This is a genomic window from Pseudarthrobacter sp. AB1 (genome assembly GCF_014926485.1).
Classification (GTDB): Bacteria; Actinomycetota; Actinomycetes; order Actinomycetales; family Micrococcaceae; genus Arthrobacter.
This window is the reverse complement of sequence record NZ_PZKO01000020.1, coordinates 124,061-144,522: the sequence shown is the minus strand read 5'-3', so window position 1 is coordinate 144,522 and position 20,462 is coordinate 124,061. Positions and strand designations below refer to the sequence as shown.

18 protein-coding genes and 1 pseudogene are annotated in these 20,462 nt (G+C 65.7%); 14 read left to right on the top strand and 5 right to left on the bottom strand.

What is annotated here, in order from left to right; all coding sequences use genetic code 11:
* Nucleotides 1-34 precede the first annotated feature (34 nt).
* The 10 genes from DAD99_RS06810 to DAD99_RS06765 all read left to right on the top strand — a co-directional run bounded on the left by DAD99_RS06810 (nucleotide 35) and on the right by DAD99_RS06765 (nucleotide 11,248).
* On the top strand, nucleotides 35-934 hold the full coding sequence (locus DAD99_RS06810; protein WP_193340883.1) for an NAD(P)-dependent oxidoreductase: 900 nt from the start codon (nucleotides 35-37) through the stop codon (nucleotides 932-934).
* A 103-nt stretch (nucleotides 935-1,037) separates the two neighbouring features.
* Complete coding sequence (locus DAD99_RS06805; RefSeq protein ID WP_193340882.1) at nucleotides 1,038-2,465, top strand: GntP family transporter; 1,428 nt, start codon at nucleotides 1,038-1,040, stop codon at nucleotides 2,463-2,465.
* Nucleotides 2,465-3,316, top strand: a complete 852-nt coding sequence (locus DAD99_RS06800; RefSeq protein ID WP_193340881.1) for a class II fructose-bisphosphate aldolase — start codon at nucleotides 2,465-2,467, stop codon at nucleotides 3,314-3,316. The genes DAD99_RS06805 and DAD99_RS06800 overlap by 1 nt, the downstream gene beginning before the upstream one ends.
* Before the next feature lie 36 nt (nucleotides 3,317-3,352).
* A complete protein-coding gene (locus DAD99_RS06795) occupies nucleotides 3,353-3,757 on the top strand; it encodes a DUF1304 domain-containing protein (protein ID WP_193340880.1) in 405 nt (134 codons plus the stop codon).
* 99 nt (nucleotides 3,758-3,856) lie between these two features.
* Entirely contained in the window at nucleotides 3,857-5,221 is a 1,365-nt protein-coding gene (locus DAD99_RS06790) for an acyltransferase (protein ID WP_375372176.1), read from the top strand.
* Nucleotides 5,218-5,547 carry a GNAT family N-acetyltransferase gene (locus DAD99_RS06785; protein ID WP_185262322.1) on the top strand — a complete coding sequence of 110 codons (330 nt, stop codon included), beginning with the start codon at nucleotides 5,218-5,220 and terminating at the stop codon, nucleotides 5,545-5,547. The genes DAD99_RS06790 and DAD99_RS06785 overlap by 4 nt, the downstream gene beginning before the upstream one ends.
* 208 nt (nucleotides 5,548-5,755) lie before the next feature.
* Entirely contained in the window at nucleotides 5,756-7,408 is a 1,653-nt protein-coding gene (locus DAD99_RS06780) for an aspartate aminotransferase family protein (protein WP_193340923.1), read from the top strand.
* On the top strand, nucleotides 7,405-8,787 hold the full coding sequence (locus DAD99_RS06775) for a lysine N(6)-hydroxylase/L-ornithine N(5)-oxygenase family protein (protein ID WP_193340879.1): 1,383 nt from the start codon (nucleotides 7,405-7,407) through the stop codon (nucleotides 8,785-8,787). Before DAD99_RS06780 ends, DAD99_RS06775 begins: the two co-directional genes overlap by 4 nt.
* Nucleotides 8,784-9,377 (top strand): GNAT family N-acetyltransferase, encoded by a 594-nt coding sequence (locus tag DAD99_RS06770; protein WP_193340878.1) that lies wholly within the window; start codon nucleotides 8,784-8,786, stop codon nucleotides 9,375-9,377. The genes DAD99_RS06775 and DAD99_RS06770 overlap by 4 nt, the downstream gene beginning before the upstream one ends.
* Before the next feature lie 32 nt (nucleotides 9,378-9,409).
* Nucleotides 9,410-11,248: an IucA/IucC family siderophore biosynthesis protein gene (locus DAD99_RS06765; protein ID WP_193340922.1), complete on the top strand. Its 1,839-nt coding sequence runs from the start codon at nucleotides 9,410-9,412 to the stop codon at nucleotides 11,246-11,248.
* A gap of 75 nt (nucleotides 11,249-11,323) precedes the next feature.
* On the opposite strand, the pseudogene DAD99_RS21545 reads toward DAD99_RS06765, so the two are convergent.
* Nucleotides 11,324-11,518: pseudogene (locus DAD99_RS21545) on the bottom strand (DUF6596 domain-containing protein); the annotation flags it as partial.
* 111 nt (nucleotides 11,519-11,629) lie between these two features.
* Between DAD99_RS21545 and DAD99_RS06755 the strand changes: the two are divergent.
* The gene (locus DAD99_RS06755) at nucleotides 11,630-12,397 is read left to right on the top strand and encodes an SDR family oxidoreductase (RefSeq protein WP_193340876.1); all 768 of its coding nucleotides are present in this window, start codon (nucleotides 11,630-11,632) and stop codon (nucleotides 12,395-12,397) included.
* On the opposite strand, the gene DAD99_RS06750 is transcribed toward DAD99_RS06755, so the two are convergent.
* Together DAD99_RS06750 and DAD99_RS06745 are read right to left on the bottom strand one after the other, a co-directional pair.
* A complete protein-coding gene (locus DAD99_RS06750) occupies nucleotides 12,363-13,442 on the bottom strand; it encodes an FUSC family protein (protein WP_309233215.1) in 1,080 nt (359 codons plus the stop codon). The two genes, DAD99_RS06755 and DAD99_RS06750, sit on opposite strands and share 35 nt — an antisense overlap.
* Nucleotides 13,443-13,664: 222 nt before the next feature.
* Nucleotides 13,665-15,263: an MFS transporter gene (locus DAD99_RS06745; protein WP_193340875.1), complete on the bottom strand. Its 1,599-nt coding sequence runs from the start codon at nucleotides 15,261-15,263 to the stop codon at nucleotides 13,665-13,667.
* A gap of 501 nt (nucleotides 15,264-15,764) precedes the next feature.
* Here DAD99_RS06745 and DAD99_RS06740 point away from each other — a divergent pair.
* Together DAD99_RS06740 and DAD99_RS06735 are read left to right on the top strand one after the other, a co-directional pair.
* Entirely contained in the window at nucleotides 15,765-15,977 is a 213-nt protein-coding gene (locus DAD99_RS06740; RefSeq protein WP_185262327.1) for a hypothetical protein, read from the top strand.
* A gap of 70 nt (nucleotides 15,978-16,047) precedes the next feature.
* Nucleotides 16,048-16,308 carry a hypothetical protein gene (locus DAD99_RS06735; RefSeq protein WP_193340874.1) on the top strand — a complete coding sequence of 87 codons (261 nt, stop codon included), beginning with the start codon at nucleotides 16,048-16,050 and terminating at the stop codon, nucleotides 16,306-16,308.
* Nucleotides 16,309-16,467: 159 nt separating this feature from the next.
* Here DAD99_RS06735 and DAD99_RS06730 read toward each other — a convergent pair whose 3' ends face one another.
* Nucleotides 16,468-18,903 (bottom strand): ATP-dependent DNA ligase, encoded by a 2,436-nt coding sequence (locus DAD99_RS06730; RefSeq protein ID WP_193340873.1) that lies wholly within the window; start codon nucleotides 18,901-18,903, stop codon nucleotides 16,468-16,470.
* Between the two features lie 40 nt (nucleotides 18,904-18,943).
* Between DAD99_RS06730 and DAD99_RS06725 the strand changes: the two genes are divergently transcribed.
* Entirely contained in the window at nucleotides 18,944-19,978 is a 1,035-nt protein-coding gene (locus DAD99_RS06725) for a Ku protein (protein WP_193340872.1), read from the top strand.
* A gap of 42 nt (nucleotides 19,979-20,020) precedes the next feature.
* Here DAD99_RS06725 and DAD99_RS06720 read toward each other — a convergent pair whose 3' ends face one another.
* Nucleotides 20,021-20,287, bottom strand: a complete 267-nt coding sequence (locus DAD99_RS06720; protein WP_193340871.1) for a Rho termination factor N-terminal domain-containing protein — start codon at nucleotides 20,285-20,287, stop codon at nucleotides 20,021-20,023.
* Nucleotides 20,288-20,462 lie beyond the last annotated feature (175 nt).

Below are 20,462 nucleotides of genomic sequence, written 5' to 3'. Positions count from 1 at the left end.
TGTCGAAACGCGCAAGAATTCAAAGGAGAACACCATGACCACCAACTACACCATCACCGTACTGGGCCTCGGCGCCATGGGCCTGCCCATGGCCACCCGCTTGGCCAGCGAACTCACCGTGCACGGCTTCGACATCGCCGAGCCGCGGCTGAAGCTCGCCGAAGAAGCCGGCATCCGCACCTTCGCCTCCGCCCGGGAAGCCTCCAAGGGCGCCGACGCCCTGCTCCTGGCGGTCCGCAACGGCGAGCAGCTCAACGAGGTCCTCTTCGGTGAGAACGGCGTGGCCTCCGTGCTCGAGCCGGGCGCCGTCGTGATCCTGGGCAGCACCGTGGGCACCGAGGCGATCCCCACCACCGTGGCACGCCTCGCCGAATACGGCGTTGAGCTTGTGGACGCGCCGCTGTCCGGCGGCCCCAAGCGCGCCGGCGAAGGCGACCTGCTGATCGTCGTCGGCGCCTCCCCGGAAGCCCAGGAGAAGGCCCGCCCGGCCCTCGACCTGCTGGCTTCCACGCTGACTGTTGTGGGCGACAAACCCGGCGACGGCCAGGCCCTCAAGACCGTCAACCAGCTCCTCTGCGGCATCCACATCGCGGCGGCCGCGGAGGCCATGGCCCTCGCCGACGCGCTCGGCCTGGACCAGGCCAAGACCCTCGCCGCGCTCGAAGCCGGCGCGGCAGGTTCGTTTATGCTCTCCAACCGCGGCCCGCGTATTCTCGAGGCCTACACTGAGGGCGGCGCCGAGGTCCTGTCCCGCCTGGACATCTTCGTCAAGGACATGGGCATCGTGGGCAAGGCCACCCGCGCCGCCGGCCTGGCAGCCCCCGTCGCCGCCGCGGCGGAGCAGCTGTACCTCCTGGGCCAGGCCCAGGGCCTGGCCGCCGCCGATGACTCCGCTGTCATCAAGGTCGTCGCCCCGGCCAAACGCACCCCCTAACCGCCACCCCCATAACCCGACGACGGCGGATCCCCCCTTTCCGCCGTCGTCGATCCACCCAGCCCGCTAGGCCGAACTAGCACCGTCGAAGGAGACACACACCATGAGCGCTCTCGCTCTCCTGGCCATAGCAGTAGCAGGCGTCGCCCTGCTGCTCGTGGCAGTCATCAAGTTCAAAATCCCCGCCTTCCTGGCCCTGCTGGTCGTCAGCGTGGGAGTGGCACTCACCGCCGGCATCCCGCTGGCCGACGTCGTCAAGACCGTAACAGAAGGCATGGGCGGCACACTCGGCAACGTGGCCATCCTCGTCGGTCTCGGCGCCATGCTCGGCAAGATGATCGAAATCTCGGGCGGGGCCCAGGCCCTGGCCGGCAAGTTCACCCAACTGCTGGGGCCGCGCCGTGTCATCGCCGCGCTCACCTCGGCCGCCTTCCTGCTGGCCATCCCCGTGTTCTTCGATGTCGGATTCATCATCCTGATCCCGATCATCTACGGCTTCGCCAAGGCTGCCGGCGTCAACCCGGTCAAGATCGGCCTGCCGGTCGGCGCGATCATGCTCGCCATCCACGTTGTTGTCCCGCCGCACCCGGGCGTGGTGGGTGGCGCCGGAATCCTCGGCGCGGACATCGGATGGACCACCATCATCGGTCTGTCCCTCTGCATCCCCGTCGGCGTCCTCGGTTACTTCGTTGCCCGCCGGCTGAACCGCCGCGACTTCACCATGCTTCCCTCCACCGCGGCGCAGTTCCGGCTCTTTGGTACGGGCAAATCCGAGGTCGAACAGGACGCAAACGAAGGCGGGTCCGGCGTCGCCGTCAAGACCCGCGTCTCGCCGGTCAAGACCGCTCCGAGCCCGGCCATGATCATCTCCCTCATCGTCCTGCCGATCCTGATGATCATGGTGGGAACCCTCGGCGCCGTTATCCTGCCCAAGGGCAGCCCTGCTGCAGACGTTGCGGGCTTCGTCGGTGCGCCACTCATCGCCCTGCTGACCACCTTGGGACTCGCCTACTACTTCCTGGGCATCCGCCGCGGCTGGAGTTCACAGCAGACCGGTGAAGTCATGGACTCCGCCCTGGCCCCCACGGCCATCGTGATCCTCGTAACCGGCGCCGGCGGTGTCTTCGGCAAGGTCCTGACCGTCTCCGGAATCGGCAAGGCGCTGGCCGAGGGCCTGCACACAGTCGGCCTCCCGGTCATCCTGATGGCCTTCGTCCTGGCGGCAATCCTTCGGGCGTCGCAAGGCTCCGCCACGGTTGCCATCATCACCACCGCTGGCCTGCTGAGCGCTTCGGTTGCCGACGGCGGCTACTCGCCGGTGCAGACCGCACTCATCCTGGTAGCGATCGGCTTCGGCGCCTTCGGCCTCAGCCACGTCAACGATTCAGGCTTCTGGATCGTCACGCGTTTCCTGGGCCTGTCCGTCGCAGACGGACTGCGGACCTGGACCGTGCTCACCACCATCCTTGGACTGGCAGGCTTCGCCCTGACGTTCCTGGTATGGATCCTGGCCGGCGGCCTGAGCGTCTGATGCGCACCCGACTCGACCAGCTGGTCACGCAAGCCCTCCAGCAGGGCTCGGCCGTTCCCGCCTTCACCTGCTACGACTTCACCACGGCGCTTGCCGTAGTGGGCGCGGCCGAGGACGCTGGCCACGGGATCATCCTGCTGGTGGCCCCCAAGACGGCTGCCACGGCGAACGGACTGCGGCTGATCGCCGCGCTCCGTGGCCTGGCAGACGCCGCGTTCGTTCCGGTGGCTGTCCAGCTTGATCACGCGACGGACCTCAAGGTGATGGCCGACGCCGTCGCCGCGGGGGCGGATTCGGTCCTCGCGGACGGTTCCTCCTTGCCGTATGAGGAGAACATTGTGCTCGTCCGTCAGGCACGCGCTGTGCTGGGCGCCGACGTCGTGCTTGAAGCCGAACTCGGCGGCCTGGCCGGCGACGAGGACCGGGCCTTCGGCGCGGATGAAGCCGGTGTGGCCGTTGCAGGGCTGACGGATTCCGCCCAGGTGGAGGATTTTGTGGCCCGTACCGGCGCTGAACTGCTGGCTGTAGCGGTGGGCAACGTCCACGGCAAGTACAAGGGCGAGCCCCAGCTTCGCTGGGACGTCCTGCAGGACATTGCCGTGCGGACGCACATTCCACTGGTGCTCCACGGAGCGTCCGGCATCCCTGCGGGGGAGCTGGTCAAGGCGGCCGCGATGAACGTGGGCAAGGTGAACTTCAACACCGAGCTCCGCACCGGGTTGCTGTCCACACTCCAGGAACAGCTGCCCGCGCACCGTGCCGACGGCGAGAACCTCCAGGGCCTGCTGGGCCACTGGAACACCACGGCCAGGGAGTTCACCACATCGGCGCTGGGCATGCTCACCCGGTGACGCCCTTTTGAGTTTTGGGGAGGCTAGGATCAGCACATGATCCTGGCCTCCCTTCTTTTTGCGTTCATCGCCGCCGGGCTGCACGTGAACATCTTCACCATGGAGTCCCTCACGTGGACCACCCCGGCCACCTGGAAACGTTTCGGCCTCGCCTCCCAGGCCGACGCCGAGACCACCAAGCCACTCGCCTACAACCAGGGCTTTTACAACCTGTTCCTGGCCATCGGCGCGTTCATTGGAGTGGGCTGCGTGGCGCTTGGCCCCGGCGTCTCGGCGCAGCAGGTGGCCGGCTGGACCCTCATTTTCAGCTGCTGCGGCTCCATGCTGCTCGCCGCCGCGGTGCTGGCACTCAGTGGGAAAAAGTACCTCCGCGCCGCGGCGCTTCAAGGCACGACGCCGCTGCTCGCCGTCGTGCTTGGGTTGCTGGCCGTTGCGGGCTGACTGGCCCTGCTGGCGTTTCGGCTGGTCCTTGCTGGCCGGGAGCGCATCGCGGGCGGACAATTGAGTCAACAACAGCATCGGCGCATGTAGGGACTGCACGTGAGTGGTGTGAAGGAGCCGGGGCCCGCCCCGCACGGTGAACAGGCGGTCCAGCGCGACCTGGTGATCGATCTTGTCCGGTTCTTCTGCCTGGCACTGGTGGTGGTGGGCCACTGCATGATGGTCAGCCCCGTCCTGCAAAGGGACGGCACCGTGTCCTCCGAAAACACCCTCGGCGATCAGCCGTGGTTCGTGCCCGTCATCTGGATCTTTATGGTCATGCCGCTGTTCTTCGTGACCGGCGGTACCACCGGGCTGCAGTCCTGGCAGCGGCTGCAGGCCCTTGGCGGCACCGGCTTCGAGTTTGCCCAGGCCCGGCTCCTGCGGCTGGTCCGTCCGGCGGCGGCCCTCCTGGCGGTGATGTTCCTGGGCCTTTCGGCGGCGCTTCTGTTCGGTGTGGACGCCCAGGTGGTCCAGCTGATGGCCACCGGAGCCGGTATGCCCCTGTGGTTCCTTGCCGCCTACCTTGCAGCCCAGCTCAACATTCCGCTCCTGGCCCGGTTCCACAGCCGCGCGCCCTGGCTGACTGTTGCCGTCCTGGCCGCCCTGGTAGTGGCCGTCGACTGCTTCCGCGGGGCCCTCCCCGTACTCGCCTACGCGAATCTTGTCTTCCTGTGGTGCGCGGTGCAGCAGCTCGGCTTCCTGATGGCCGACGGACATCTCGCCAGGCTCACCCGCTCCGGCCTGGTGGGGCTCATCCTGGCAGCCAACCTGCTGCTCGGGCTGGTCACCGGCCTGGGCCTCTACTCCGGAAACATGCTGGTTAACCTCAACCCGCCCAACCTTTGCCTGCTGCTCCTGGGCGTGTCCCAGGCCGCAGCGCTCCAGCTTTTCCGGCCGGGACTCGGCTGGGTCTCCGGCGTGCGCTGGGTCCGCGCGGTGGTTATGATCGCCGGCCGCCGCTCCATGACCGTTTACCTCTGGCACCTGCCGTTGCTCGTGGCCATGTCCGGGCTCCTGCTCCTCACAGACTTCCCCAAGCCCGCGGCAGGCACAGCTGAATGGTGGTGGGCCCGTCCGCTCGTCCTCCTGGGCATTGTGGCCCTTCTCCTCCCGGTGCTGGCCGCGTTCGGTGGCCTTGAGGAACGTCCGACGGCGTCTGTCCACACCCGCGGCAGGCCCGCCGCCGCGGTGCTGACGGCCGCCGTCGTCGTCTTCATCCCGGTGGGGCACGCTGCCCTCAACGGCCTGACGCTCGGCCTGCTCGGAGGTGGCGCAGCGTGCTTTGTGTTGGCCGTGCTGCTGCTGGGCAGGATGCCGGAACGCGTCCCGGGCGATGTCCGTGCCGAACTGGCCGCCCACAACGGACGGCAGCCTGATGGACCATTGCCAGCCGCGCCAAGTAGTGCCAATGTCGAACCATGACTGAGAACATGATTTCCACAGAGGACAAGTTCAGCCCGGACGTCTCGTTGTCCAGGGATGACGAGCATCACCGCTACGAGCTGCGGGTGGGCGGGAAGGTCGCCGTCCAGTCCTTCTTCCGGGACCTGCCCGGACACGTGGATTTCCTCCACACCGACACAGCCGAGGACTTCAAGGGGCAGGGACTGGGCAAGGTGTTGGCTCACTTCGCGCTGGACGACGTGGTGGCCTCGGGTAAGCGGATCATTCCGCATTGCCCGTTCATTGCCGGCTACCTCCGCGCCCACGAGGGTTACGAACAACACATCGACTGGCCGGACAACTAGCGTGGAGTATCTTGCCCCCGATTCGCGACCGGGGCCAGTCAATGACGCGCACCCGCCCGCAGAACGGCGGTATTCCCGGAGCTTAAGATAAATAAGTCACTAAAGTTTGACGAAAAGGTTTACCTAAGTAAGGCTTACCTTGCTAAAGACAATCCGCAACGTCGAACTAAGGATGACCACTGTGCCGCTGCTGCCCCGTGTTGATGAGATGTACGTGGACAACCGGGTGAGCGAAATCCTGCCTGGGCAGGATTTCGGTTCCCGGGTGGAGCTGGCCCTCGCTGCCACCAACCATCTGTTCAACACAAGGAACTCCAGCCGGTACGTGGCGCAGGTACTGCAGGGCGTCAACGCCGTGGCCACCAAGCTGAACCGCACCACCCGGCCGTTCACCGGCGTCGGGCCTGCCGAAATGAAGGCGCGCATCGGCGCCGTGGACCTTGACCAGCCGCTCCCGGACACAGCCGCGGCGCTGGAAGAGCTGGAGGCCGTGTACCTCCGGGACGCCATCTACTTCCACGACGCGAAGTACGCGGCCCACCTGAACTGCCCGGTGGTGATCCCGGCACTGGTGGGGGAGGCCATCCTGTCCGCGGTGAACTCCTCGATGGACACCTGGGACCAGAGCGCCGGGGCCACCATGATCGAGCGCCGGCTCATCGACTGGACCGCCGAAAGGCTGCAGCTGGGGGCTGCAGCCGATGGCGTATTCACCTCCGGCGGCAGCCAGTCCAACCTGCAGGCACTTCTGATTGCGCGCAACCACGCCGTTGCGGGGCTGCGGCAGGAGCCGGCCAACGCCGGACTCCGGCTGCCCGCCATGCTGGAAAAGCTGCGCATTTTCACGTCCGCGGACAGCCACTTCAGCATCCGGAAGTCCGCGTCCATGCTGGGCATGGGCTTCGACGCCGTCATCTCCGTCCCGTGCGCCGCTGACCACAGGATGGACCCGGCCGCGCTCGCCGAGGCCATGGCGGAAACGCACAACGCCGGGCTGATTCCGATGGCGGTTGTGGCCACCGCCGGGACCACCGACTTCGGTGCGGTGGACCCGCTGGCGGACCTCGCCGCCCTGGCCCGCGCCTACGGTGCCTGGTTCCACATTGACGCGGCTTACGGCGGCGGGCTGATGGTTTCCGGCCGTTACTGCCACCTGCTGGACGGGACCCGGCTGGCCGATTCCGTCACCGTTGACTTCCACAAAACGTTCTTCCAGCCCGTCAGCTCCAGCGCCCTGCTGGTCCGCGACCGAGCGATGCTCCAGCACGTCACCTACTACGCGGACTACCTGAACCCGGAAAGCGCCGCGCAGGCCGAGATCCCCAACCAGGTGGACAAGAGCATCCAGACCACCCGGCGCTTTGACGCGCTCAAGCTGTGGCTGACCCTGCGCATCATGGGCGCTGATGCCATTGGCGCCCTGTTTGATGAAGCGATCGATCTCGCCGCCCGCGTGGGATCAGTGCTGGCGGCCGACGGCGACTTTGAGCTCGCCGCCGACCCGCAGCTCAGCACGCTGGTGTTCCGGTACCGGCCCCGGGTGGCCGGAACTGTGTCCGGTGCTGCTGCCCTTGCCGGCGCCGGTTTTGCCGATGTCGGCCTCACCGACGCTCACGGCCGGCTTTCCGAGGACGCGGCCGACACCCTCAACCCGGCCATCCGCGCAGCCGTTTTCGCGTCCGGGCAGGCCGTGGTGGCCGGCACCAAGGTGGCGGGCAGGCACTATCTGAAGTTCACCCTTCTCAACGCCGAAGCAACCCTGGAGGACATCAGCGAGATCATCGAACTGCTGCGCCGCACCGGTGCGCAACTGCTGGACGGCGACGGTGTTAGCCCCAGCACCAGCGTGGTGTCCGCATGAGCGCCCCGGACTTTAGCGCTTCTGCAGAAACGCGCATTTTCGACTTCGCCGGGATCGGCGTCGGGCCCTTCAATTTGGGCCTTGCCGCCCTCAGTGAGCCGGTGGACGGGCTGGACGGTGTCTTCCTGGAGCAGCGGGAATCCTTCGACTGGCACCCCGGCATGATGCTGGAGCCGGCGCATCTCCAGGTGCCGTTTATTGCGGACCTGGTGACGCTGGCCGACCCTACCTCGCCGTATTCGTTCTTGAATTTCCTCAAGCAGACCGGCCGGCTCTACCGGTTTTACATCCGCGAAAACGTCTATCCGCTGCGTGCGGAGTACAACCAGTACTGCCAGTGGGTGGCCGGCCAGCTGCGGTTGGTCCGTTTTAGCACAGCCGTGCTGGATATAACGTACGACGCCGGCGTGTACCGCCTTTCGGTGGAAGGTCCGGAGGGGCCCGAGGTGCTGCTGGCCCGGCGGCTGGTGCTGGGCACCGGCACGTCGCCGTACGTGCCGGCTTCCTGTGACGGAATAGTCGGGTCTGCTGTTGATGGCGGCGGGGGGCTTGTGCTCCACAACGCCGACTACCTGTCGAGGAAGAGTGAACTGCAGGCCAAACGCAGCATCACCATCGTCGGCAGCGGCCAGAGCGCCGCAGAAATCTACTACGAGCTCCTGCAGGACATGGACACCTACGGTTACCAGCTGAACTGGGTCACCCGGTCCGGGCGTTTCTTCCCGCTGGAATACACCAAGCTCACCCTGGAGATGACCTCGCCGGAGTACGTGGATTACTTCCATGGGCTGCCTCGAGACCAGCGCGACGGCCTGATCAAGAGCCAGAAGAACCTGTACAAGGGCATCAACTCCGAGCTGATCGACGCCATCTACGACCTCCTGTACACCAAGAGCCTCTCCGGCATGGTGAACACGCAGCTGCTGACGCACTCATCTCTCACCGACGCCGCGTGGGATCCCGCCGCCGGCTCCCACACCCTGCGGCTCCGGCACGAGGAGCAGGGTTCGGATTATGTTCTGGACAGCGAAGCAGTGGTCCTGGCCACCGGCTACACCTACCGGGAGCCGACCTTCCTGGCGGGCATCCAGGACCGGATCGCCAGGGACACCGCCGGTCGGTTCGCCGTCGCACGCAACTACGGCACCGGCGTGGAACCCGGCGAAATATTTGTCCAGAACGCCGAGCTGCACACGCATGGCTTTGTCACCCCGGACCTCGGCATGGCCGCCTACCGCAACTCGTGCATCCTGCGCGAGATCACCGGCCGCGAGGTCTATCCCGTGGAACGCAGCATCGCGTTCCAGCAGTTCGGACCGCCCCGGCCCGGCCCAATCGCTGTGCCGGCTCCGATCCAGGCTGCGGAGGTGCCCGCGTGAGCTTCACGTTCCGCTGTGTTGACGCCGTTGCAGACGCCCCCCTCCTCCACAGCTGGGTGACCCAGCCGTACGCGTCGTTCTGGGGGATGCTGTCCTCCACAGTTGACGGCCTTGTGGAGGAATACTCGAGAATCCAGGCAACGGGGCATCACCATGCCTTGCTGGGGATCAACGACGACGGCGTCCCCGCCTTCCTGATGGAGGAATACGTTCCGGCCGCCTCGCCTCTGGCCGCGGTCTATGCCGTGCAGGAGGGCGACATCGGCATGCACCTGCTGGTAGCGCCGCCGTCGGGAGACCCCAAGCCGGGGTACACGGCCGCGGTGATGGACGCCGTGCTGGAGCGGCTGTTCGAAAAGCCAGGCGTGGAACGCGTGGTGGTGGAACCGGACGCCAGGAACTCCAAGATCCATGTGCTCAACGAGCGGCTCGGCTTCCAGCCGTCGGGGGTAGTCAACCTGCCGGACAAGGAAGCGCTGCTCAGCTTCTGCACGCGCCAGGACTACCTCGCCGCCCGCGCAGCCCTGCGCCACACCCAAGACCCTTCCCATGAACTTTCCGCCCCGATCCACCAGGGAGCACCACTGTGACTACTATCGAGCTGAACCCCGCCATCGCCGCAATGGCGGAATCCACCGCCAACACCGTTCCCCACCTCGCGCCCGAGCGCTGGGCTACGGCCAACCGCCATCTGGTCCGCAAGGCGCTCGCCGAATTCCTGCACGAACGCATCCTGGAGCCGCAGCGCCTGGGCTCCGGCGGAGGTGCCACAGGTGCGGAAGAGCCCGCGGTATACGCGGTGCGCAGCGACGACGGCTCAACCGCGTACTCATTCACCGCCCGCGTGCTGGAACTGGAGCATTGGTCGGTGGACGCAGCATCCATCCGCTGCACGCGCGGCGGCGAGGATGCCGCCCCGGACGCGCTGCGCTTCATCACCGAGTTCAGGGACACCCTGGGCATCAGCGAGGAGATGCTCCCGGTCTACCTGGAAGAGATCAGCAGCACGCTGGCCGGACACTCCTACAAGCAGTGGCTGGGACAGCCATCTGCTGAAGAGCTCGTGGCAGGAGTCACCGGCGGCACCGACCCCGCAGCCGACTTCCAGGCCATCGAACGCAGCATGACAGAGGGCCACCCGTGTTTTGTGGCCAACAACGGCCGGCTGGGCTTCGGTGTCAGCGACTACCGGGCGTTCGCGCCGGAGACCGGAGCCTCCGTCAGCCTGGAGTGGATCGGGGTCCACCGCAGCAAGGCTGTCTTCACGTCCAGCGCCGGACTGGACTACCGTGCCCACTTAGAGGCCGAGCTCGGCGCCGCCGCGCTGCAGTCGTTTGACGCCGAATTCGCAGCGCAGGGTGTGGACCCCGCGCAGTACTTCCTGATGCCGGTGCATCCCTGGCAGTGGGAGAACAAGCTCACCGTCACGTTCGCTGCCGAGATCGCCCAGCAGCACATCATCCACCTGGGGACGGGGACTGACAGGTACCAGGCCCAGCAGTCCATCCGGACGTTCTTCAATACAGCCGCGCCCGCCAAGAGCTACGTCAAGACAGCGATGTCCGTCCTGAACATGGGCTTTATGCGCGGACTTTCGCCCCAGTACATGGAAGCCACCCCGGCCATCAATGACTGGCTGCAGGACCTGATCCGGTCAGACGCAGCCCTGCAGAAGCGCGGCCTGGCCATGATCAGCGAGATCGCGGCGATCGGCTACCACAACAGCTACTACGAAGCCGCGTCCGCCAAAGGCTCGCCCTACGGGAAGATGCTGTCTGTGCTGTGGAGGGAAAGTCCGCTCCCTCTGCTGGAGGACTGCCAGCAGCTGGCCACCATGGCGTCCCTGCTGCACGTCGATTCGGCCGGCAAGCCGATGGTGTCTGCCCTGATCGAGCGCTCCGGACTGGAACCGGTCGAATGGCTGCGCCGCTACTTCGAGGCTTACCTCGTCCCGCTGGTCCACTGCCTCTACCGGTACGAACTCGCCTTTATGCCGCACGGCGAGAACGTGATCCTGGTGCTGAAGGACGGCGTCCCAGTGCGGGCGGTTATGAAGGACATCGCCGAGGAAATCGTGGTGATGGGGCGCCGGCTGGACCTGCCCGAGGAGGTGTCACGGATCCAGGTGGACATTCCCGACACCGAAAAGGTCCTGGCGATCTTCACGGATGTGTTCGACTGCATCTTCCGTTTCCTCGGTGCCCTCCTGGTGGAGGACGGCAAACTCAGTGAGGAGGAGTTCTGGGGCACGGCCGCCCGGGTTATCCAGGACTACCAGGCGGAGAACCCGGAGCTCGCGGACCAGTTCGCCCGCCACGACCTGTTCGCCGCGGACTTCGAACTGTCGTGCCTGAACCGGCTGCAGCTGCGGAACAACCAGCAGATGCTTGACCTCACCGACCCGTCCGGCGGGCTGCAGATGGCGGGCCGGCTCGCCAACCCGCTCGCCAGGTTCGCTTAGACCAAGGCCCAGCCCGGGGTCAGCCGAGCTCGTCCACCGTGCGCTCCAGGACCGCGCGCGCCCCCACCAGCTCCCGTCCGTTTCGGCAACCGATTGAGCCACGGCATGGCACTCGTCGATGGACGCCTGGAGACCATAAGCACCCAGCCCGCGTCCGGAACCCGCTGCCCGCGCCAGCGCTGCACGTCCGCGCCGAATCGCGGACAGATCCCACCGCCGTCGGTCCTGGTCCTCCAGAAGTACCGGGCGGCCGGACGCGTCCAGCCGGGCCTCCTTGGACAGCACCGGATGGCATGAGATGAACATCAGGGTGGAGGACCTCGACGCCGGGCCAGGAGGAAAACGCTACGGACTACGGAATAACACGGTTAGTCTTGGCGCATGGAGACACCAACCACAGCGCTCGTAACAGGTGCAACGGCAGGGCTGGGTGCGGAGTTCGCCCGCCAGCTTGCGCAGGAAGGCCACCACATGGTGCTGGTGGCCCGCGACGCCGCCCGGCTCCAGCAGATCGCTGATGAACTCGAGCGTGATTACAGCGTCTCCGCTGAGGTGCTGCCCGCTGACCTGACGGACGACGCCGGAGTGGCCGCCGTCGTCGGGCGGCTCACGGACGCTGCGCGGCCGGTTGAAGTCCTGGTGAACAACGCGGGGATCGGGCTACTGCATTCCTTCGAAAACAATTCCTTGGACGACGAGAAACGGCACCTGCGCCTCCACGTTGAGACCCCCATGGTGCTTTGCCATGCCGCCCTGCAGGGGATGCTGGAGCGGCATTCCGGCCGAATCATCAACGTGGCCAGCGTGGCGGCTTTTGCCAACCGCGGCAGCTACTCGGCTGCGAAAGCCTGGCAGGTCAGCTTCAGCCGCTGGGCCAACATTGCCTATGGACCAAGAGGCGTGCAAGTCACGGCTCTGTGCCCCGGATTTACGCACACCGAATTCCATGACCGCATGGGCATGGACAAATCGGTCGCGCCGCTCTGGATGTGGCTGCGGGCGGACTGGGTGGTCCGGGACGGGCTGGCGGACAACGTTAGCGGGAAGGGCGTTTCGATCCCCACCAAACGTTACAAACTGGTGGCGGCCATCTCGCGATTGCTGCCGGCGCGGCTTACGTCCGGGCCGCCGCGACGCCCGAAACAGTAGTCTTCCGCGGTGCGCGGACCGCAACCACCACCGCGATACCGATCACCGCGCCCACAAAGGTCTCCACCGCACGTTCGGTTACCAGCAGGCCCGGGTCCGCGGGCGCGGCAAGCTGCGTCATGAGCAGGATCACCGGCGTGAAGAAGGCCATGGCCCAGCCGTAGTGCCGCGCCATGAACAGCTCGGTGGGGAACTGGAATGCGATCACCAGCAGCGCCAGCACGGCGGCGGTGTGGCCGGGGAAATATTGCAGCGGCGACAGCGGACCAGGGAAAAGTACGACGGCGACCAGCGCCAAACCGACGAACGTCCCCACGATGCGGTGGATCCCGCGGTGGACGCGGCTGGGCAGGTCGGCTCCGGCAAGCGGGACGGCGGCCGCGGCCATGGCCCAGTGCGGGTGGCCGCTGCCGCTCAGCACTCCGCAGGCGCCGGCGGCACCGACGGCCAGGACATAGCGGGCTGCGTGCACCAGCGCGGCCTGACGGAGTTCGCCGCTGAGACGCGGAACGTCCCGCATGGCGCCCGCTTGCCAGGTCCGAACCCGCAGCCAGCCAGCGAAGCCCACAAGGATTGAGAATGCAGCCGAGGCTGCACCGATCAGCACGGCCGTCAGGAACGGCACGTTCGTCGGAACCGAGGCGCAGGCGCCTAGTGCCAGGATGCCGAAGAACGGTCCGTTCGGCTTGAGCTGCACCCTGTCGGAGAACAGGGACCCGACTCCGGCCAGCACAGCCTCTACCAGCACCAGCCACCAGGAGTGGATGTGGTTGAGGGAAAGGAATACGCCCACCGTGATGCCGCTGATCAGGACCACTGCCGCCTGGGCCTGGTGCTTGAGGCGCAGCTGATGGGATTCAGAGCGTCCGTACATGCCGGTCAGGGCGCCGAACACTGCGTACATAGTCAGCTCTGGGCGGCCGATGGCCAGGAGTACCAAGGAGGGAAGTGCCACGCTGAGGGCAACCCGTACGGCCGAGAGCCGGTCGTTGTTGGCCGGGCCCAGCGCATGCAGCGAGCGGGCATGGGCCATGACTCTGCGCACAGCCAACACCACCTATCAATCAGACCCGTGTTTGAAAATTAGCAGACGGCCGGAATGGGGACCATTAGCTCGGTCACAGGGCGTCGCTTGGGGCCGGCCGGGCTGGCCCGGCTGAAGGCCCGTCCTGCGTGCTTCCACCCAGGGAAAACGTGCGGGGACGGGCCTTCAGGCGCGGGCTGCAGGACGGCCCGGATAGGCCGGTTTGGTGTTCCGCTGTGTTGCTTAGGCTCCGGCCGGAACCTTGGAAGTTGAGGCGTCCTTGATGTCCTGGGTTTCGAACGGCATCTCGTCCAGGTCGATCAGCAGGTTCTCGTCCTGGGTTGCAACCAGTTCCCTGGCCTCCGCCTGCGTATCCACGCTGGGCATGGAGCCGGGCAGCGGCCTGTTAGCGGATTCTTTTAGGAAGTAGATCGCCACTGCCCCGATCGCAGACGTTCCCATGAGGTAGTAGGCCGGCATCATGTCATCGCCGGTTGCCTTGATGAGCGCTGCAACAATGAAGGGCGTGGTTCCGCCGAAGATGGCCACGGAGAAGTTGTAGGAGATGCCCATCGCGCCGTAGCGGCTCGAGGTGGGGAATTGGGCCGGCAGGGCCGACGCGAGGTTTGCCACGTAGAACGTCACGGGGAACGCGATCAGGGACAACCCTGCCAGCGTGGACCAGACTTCGCCGATTCCGATGAGCGTAAAGGCCGGGACCGAGAAGGCCACCGTGCTCAGGGCGCCGATCCAGAGCACTGGACGGCGGCCGATGCGGTCGGACAGCTTGCCGGTCAGTGGGATGCACAAGGCCATGATCACCAGGACGGGGATTGTCAGCAGCGTTCCGTGAACCTCGTCGTAGCCCATGGACTGGGTGAGGTAAGTCGGCATATAGGAGGTCAACGCGTAACCGGCAGTGTTGGCTGCGGCCACCAGCACCATGGCAACGATGATGGGCCGCCAGTACGCCTTGACGATCCCCACCGGACCCTTAACCGCAGCGGCGTCGCCGTTTGTTGCGTTCTTAGCCAGCTCTTCCTGGGCGTCCAGGGTTGCCTGGAACTGAGGCGATTCCTCGATCTGGCTGCGGAAGTAGATGGCGATAAGGCCCAGCGGGCCGGCGATGAGGAATGGAATCCGCCAGCCCCATTCCTCCATGGCTGACTGGCCAAGGGTCAGCTGGAGGGCAGAAACCAGCGCCGCGCCGAGGGCAAAGCCCATGTAGCTGCCCAGGTCCAGGAAGCTTGCGAAGAATCCGCGGCGCTTATCCGGGGCGTATTCGCTCACAAAGGTGGTGGCGCCGGCGTACTCACCGCCGGTGGAGAAGCCTTGCACCAGCTTCAGGATTACCAGCAGCGCAGCGGCCCAGAGACCGATTTGCGCGAAGCCCGGCAGCAGGCCGATGCCGAAAGTGCTGGCGGCCATGATCATCAGGGTGGTGGCCAGAATCTTCTGGCGGCCCACCTTGTCGCCCAGCCACCCGAAGATGACGCCGCCCAGCGGGCGGGCAATGAAGGTGGCAGCGAAGGTGCCAAGCAGGAACAGCGTCTGGGTTGATGGATCTGACTCCGGCAGGAAGACAGGTCCCATGGTGGTGATCAGGTAGCCGAAAACACCGACGTCGTACCACTCCATGGTGTTTCCAACGATGGTTCCGCCGAGCGCCTTTTTCAGCATGGGCCGGTTTACAACATTCACGTCGGACTCTTTGAGCCGGCGACGCGCAAGGATCTTCGGTTCAGGCACGCTTGGTAGTGCGCCCTTGGCTGGTGCATTGTTGGTTCTGCTGGCGTTGTTCATGCCTGCTGAAGAGTCGGTCGTGCTTCGGTCTGTGGGCATTTGGGCGGCTCCTGTGGAGGTCATTTGCTTGCGACTGGTAGCTGCCCCGCTCCGGGCAGGCCTTCAATTTTACGCGAATTCCATGGCAAATGAGAGTTTTGTACCGTAAAGTGCCCTCCTTAGAGAGCGTTTCCACCGGTTTCCAGGGATTTTTTTGGCGGGTCTCGCCCCGTCATCATTGGGATTCGGGCGGTTCGGGGCCACCGTTATGGAATCTTTTTGTTCACGACGCATTTTTTAGGCCATTTTTCCCCTGATTCGCGCCGGAAAGTGACAGCCGCCACGGCCATCCGGACCGCTGCCCCGGCTGCCCTGCGGACCACCATCCCGCCCCATGTACGGGCCGGAAACCGGGGGTTCACAACCGAGCCTGAAACTGCCTATTGTTGAGCCATGGGAACACTGATTTTTGAGTAGGCGGACGCCTGCGGCCTGGTATCACAGGCCCCGTCCAGCTGATCTCGTCAGACACACTGATTCTCCTCAGAAAGGTTCCACCAAATGACTGAAAACAACACTCCCAGCCAGCCCGACTCCGCACTGGACGACGCCGACGCCAAGGGCATCCGGGCCGGGCTCACCGAAGCGCAGCGGGCCATGCTCGCCAGCAAATCCCGGGGCGGCGACGCCGGACTGCAGAGCGTCGGCAAGAGCCACAAGCCCACCCACGCCAGCGGCAAGCAGGGCCCGGCGGAAAAGAAGGTCCGCTGGTAATTCCAGCGCCGGGACAGCACGCCAGACCTACTATTGGTAACCACTTCATTTCATTGCGAAGGGAAGAATAATGGCTGAAAATCATGCTGGATCAAAGATCGAACCGGAGGTCGCGGGTCATCTCGCGGCAGCCATGGACACCCCGTCCATGCCGGACCCGGCCACCATTGCGGTGACTACCGCGATGGCTGGCGAACGCCAGTGGCCGGACGGCAACGGCAAGCGGCGGCACCCCAAAGAGCGGGGTACAGGCCACGGCCGCATGGGCCAGGAAGCTGCAGTCACGGCCGTGCACCGCACTGGCCGCCCGCAGATGCCGCACTCGTCCTAGGCACACGCCCGCTGACGACGCGCATCTGACCTGACGACACACAAAAGGTCTGGCGACACCCGAATTCGGGCGTCGCCAGACCTTTTGTGTGTCCCGGGCGATTTTGCGAGTCCTGGACGAATTTGCGCGTCGCCAGGTCAGCAGCACCATGGCGCGTCGCTAGCCCTCCGGCACCACTTCGTCAGCGCTCTTGTCCAGCCGCCAGCCCCGCCACACCGGATGCCTGAGCTTTCCGCTGCCCGTCCATTCCCCGAAGGTCACCTCGCCGACCAGGCGCGGCGTGACCCAGTGAGCGTCCGAGGCATCCTCGCTGGGAACGTCGTCGAACGGTGACGTCTTGCGGGCCAGACTGTCCACCTTCTGCCGGAGTCCTTCCAGTTCCCGGGTGCTGAACCCGCTGCCCACCCGGCCAACGTAGCGCAGCTTGTTGCCGTCGGGGATGCCCACGAGCAGCGACCCTACCGAGCTCCGCCGCCCGCCCTTGCCCGCCCGCCAGCCACCCACCACAACTTCCTGGGTCTGGTGCAGCTTGATCTTGATCCACGTCCGGGTCCGCCGCCCGCTGACGTAGCGGCTGTCGGTCCGCTTCGCCATGACACCCTCAAGCCCCAGCTCCTGCGCACTTTCCAGAATGTGCTCGATCCTTTCGTCCAGGACCTGAGACAGCTCCACCGGGCAGTCCGAAGGCCGATAAAACTGCTCAAGGCGCTGCCGCCGCTTGACGAGCGGCAGCCGGCGAAGGTCCTCGCCACCGTCGGACAGCAGGTCAAAGAGCATCAGCCGGACCGGGATGGCTGCGCGGGCCTTGGCGACGTCGCCGGGCCGGGTCAGCTTCATGCGCCCCTGAAGCAGCCCGAAGTCGGGCTTCCCCGAAGGCCCGACGGCGATGATCTCACCATCGGCAACAAACGGCCCCGCCGGCCAGCAGGACCGGTCCGTCAGCTCCGGGTAGGTTGCGGTGACGTCGATGCCGTTGCGGCTGAAGATCCGGACCTTCTTTTCGTCCGCGACCAGCAGGGCCCGCACGCCGTCCCACTTCAGTTCAAACTGCCAATCGCTGCCGTGAAGGTCGGCGGCGGTCCCGGACGTTGCCATCATGGGACTGAATTCCTCCGCCGGTTCATCCTCCACGTGGGCCCGCCGCGGATGGAATGTGTGGTGGTCCTTGTCCATCAGGTGGATGAGCCATTGCCCTTCAGTTTCCCTGCCCCGCCCGCGGCCGGTGTGGATGAGGGCGAACTTCCTGGTGCCGCCCAGGCCCCCGCCCTCTGCGCCGGTCAGGGTGGCGATGACCTCGCGGCCGTTGATCCATTTCTCCAGTTCATACGTGCCATGGTCCCAGATAGTGACCTCCCCGGCGCCGTATTGGCCTTTGGGAATGGTGCCCTCAAACGTGGCGTAGTCCAGGGGGTGGTCTTCGGTCTGGACGGCCAGGTGGTTCTTCCCGCCGGATTCCGGGACTCCCTTCGGCAGGGCCCACGACACCAGCACACCCTCGTGCTCCAGCCGGAAATCGAAATGGAGCCTGCTCGCATGGTGCTCCTGGATCACGAAGGTGTCCCCGTTTCCGGAGGTGCCGGAGAACGGCTCAGGCGTCCCATCCGGGTCCCGCATCGATCGGTACCGCTCCAGCCGGGCGTGCGTGCCGCCGTCGTCCGTCTTCCCGTCCGGGGGGCCAGGGTTCCCGGCGTCCCCCGGGTGCCCGGCACCGCGGCCGACGGCGGCGAACAGGTCCTTGCCCGCCTCCATCCGGCGCAGCACGGCGTCGTAGTCCAGGTGCTGCAGCTTGGGGGAGCCGATCTCCCGCCAGGTCCGCGGGGCAGCCACGGTGGGGGTGAGGCGGCCACGCAGGGAGTACGGCACGATGGTGGTTTTGGCGGCGCTGTTCTGGCTCCAGTCCACCAGTACTTTGCCTTTGCGCAGCGTCTTTTTCATGTCGCTGACGGCGAGATTCGGGTGGTCCGCTTCCAGTGCGCGGGCCAGTTCGTGGGCAAAGTCCGAGATCTGATCGGAGGTCTGCGTGCCGTCAAGGCCGGCATAGAGGTGGATGCCCTTGCTGCCGCTGGTCACCGGCACGGGTTCCAGGCCCACGTCCTGCAGGATGGCGCGGGCCAGCCTGGCAACCTCGGCGCATTCCTCAAGCCCTGCGCCGTCGCCGGGATCGAGGTCAAGGACCAGGCGGTCCGGATTGAGCTGCTTGCCGTGCGAGTCCACCTGCCACTGGGGGACGTGGATTTCCAGCGAATTGATCTGCCCGAACCAGGTGAGCGTGGCGGGATCGTTCACCATCGGGTAGTAGATGGTCCGGTCCTTGTGTGTGATGGCGGCGCGGGGGAGCCAGCCGGGCGCTGAATCCTCCAGGTTCTTTTGGAAGAACACCTCGCCGGGCTCCCCGGCGGTGCCCACGCCGTTGACCCACCGCTTGCGGGTGGCGGGCCTGTTGGCCGCTGCCGGGATCAGGACATGGGCCACAGCGGCGTAGTAGGCCAGGACGTCGGCCTTGGTGGTGCCGGTCTCCGGGTAGATGATTTTGTCCAGGTTGGTGAGGGTCAGCTCCCGGCCGGCCACCCTGACACGCTCTTTAGGGCCGGCCATGGGTCTTCACCTCCGGCCCCGCGTGATGTTCACTTGAGGGATGAGAGCCATCTGGAAAGGTGCCATCGCGTTTGGCCTGGTCAACGTGCCCGTGAAGGTCTACAGCGCCACCGAGGACCACGACATCAGCCTCCACCAGGTCCACAATGCCGACGGCGGCCGGATCCGGTACCAGCGCCGCTGCGAGGTGTGCAGCAAGATCATCGATTATTCGGACATTGACAAGGCATTTGAGGACGATGGCCGGACGGTGGTCCTGTCCAAGGATGAACTCAAATCCATCCCGGCGGAAAACAGCCACGAGATCGAGGTGGTCCAGTTTGTCCCGTCGGAGCAGCTCGAACCCATGATGTTCGAGAAGAGCTATTACCTGGAGCCGGATTCCAAATCGCCCAAGGCCTACGTGCTGCTGCGCCGGGCGCTCGAGGATACGGACCGGGTGGCCATCGTCCAGTTCGCCCTGCGCGAGAAGACCCGGCTGGGGGCGCTGCGCATCAAGGACGACGTACTGGTCCTGCAGTCCCTGCTGTGGCCCGACGAGGTCCGGGAGGCCAGCTTCCCGGCCCTGGACACTTCCATTCGGATTTCGGCACAGGAACGCGAAATGTCCGCTGCCCTCGTAGAGTCCATGGCCGCCGATTTCGAACCCGAGCACTTCACCGATGACTACCAGGTGCAGCTCCGGAAGCTCATCGAGGCCAAGCTGGAGAAGGGGGATTCGCTCGATACTGACGAAACATTCGGTGCAGACGCGGGTGAGGGCGGCAACGGCGAGGTCATCGACCTGATGGAGGCGCTGAAGCGCAGCCTGGAGCGGAAACGCGGCGGCGGGAAACCTGCCGCGTCTGCGGAGGCGGGCTCCGGGGATACGGCCTCCGGAGACGCGGACGACGACGACACGGAAGAGAGTGCCGACAGTTCCGGCGCGAAGGCTCCCGCCAAAGCCCGTGCCAGGACTGCAAGCACGAAATCTGCTGCCGCGAAGCCCTCCGGAACCAAGTCCTCCGGAACCAAAGCCACCGCCGCGAAGCCTGCGGCGAAAGCCACCACAACGCGGGCGCGAAAGGGTGCTTAAAGCGGGCCGCGAACAGTCTGTGGTGGTGGGGATGGCCGCCGCCTAGGAGTTCCGCAGGGCGGAGATAAGCTCGCTCTTCTTTTTGGCTGAGTAGCCAGTGAGGCCTATCTCCTTGGCTTTGGCCTTTAGCTGCGGGACGGTCCAATCGTCGTAATCGCCGGCTTTCCCACCCTTGCGTCCCACCGCTGAGCGGCCCTTGTTGGCGGCCGCGTTCGAGATGCGGGCGGCCTTCTGCTTGGACGCGCCGTCGTCCCGCAGTTCCTCGTACAGTTCAGGATCTTTCAGGCTCGGGTTGTTCTTACCGGGCATGTGGTCCTCCTTCGCCGGGTCCGGGATTAGCACCGTATTGGCTGGTCAGGCTTCCACGCTAATTCCGGGACTCGCGAAAAACAAGGAAGCAGTAAGGTTGCTTGCTTCCGTGGTGGGCCGTTAGCCCCAGACGCTTTACAGCCCGCACTGCTGCGGCCACAATGGGTCGCATCAC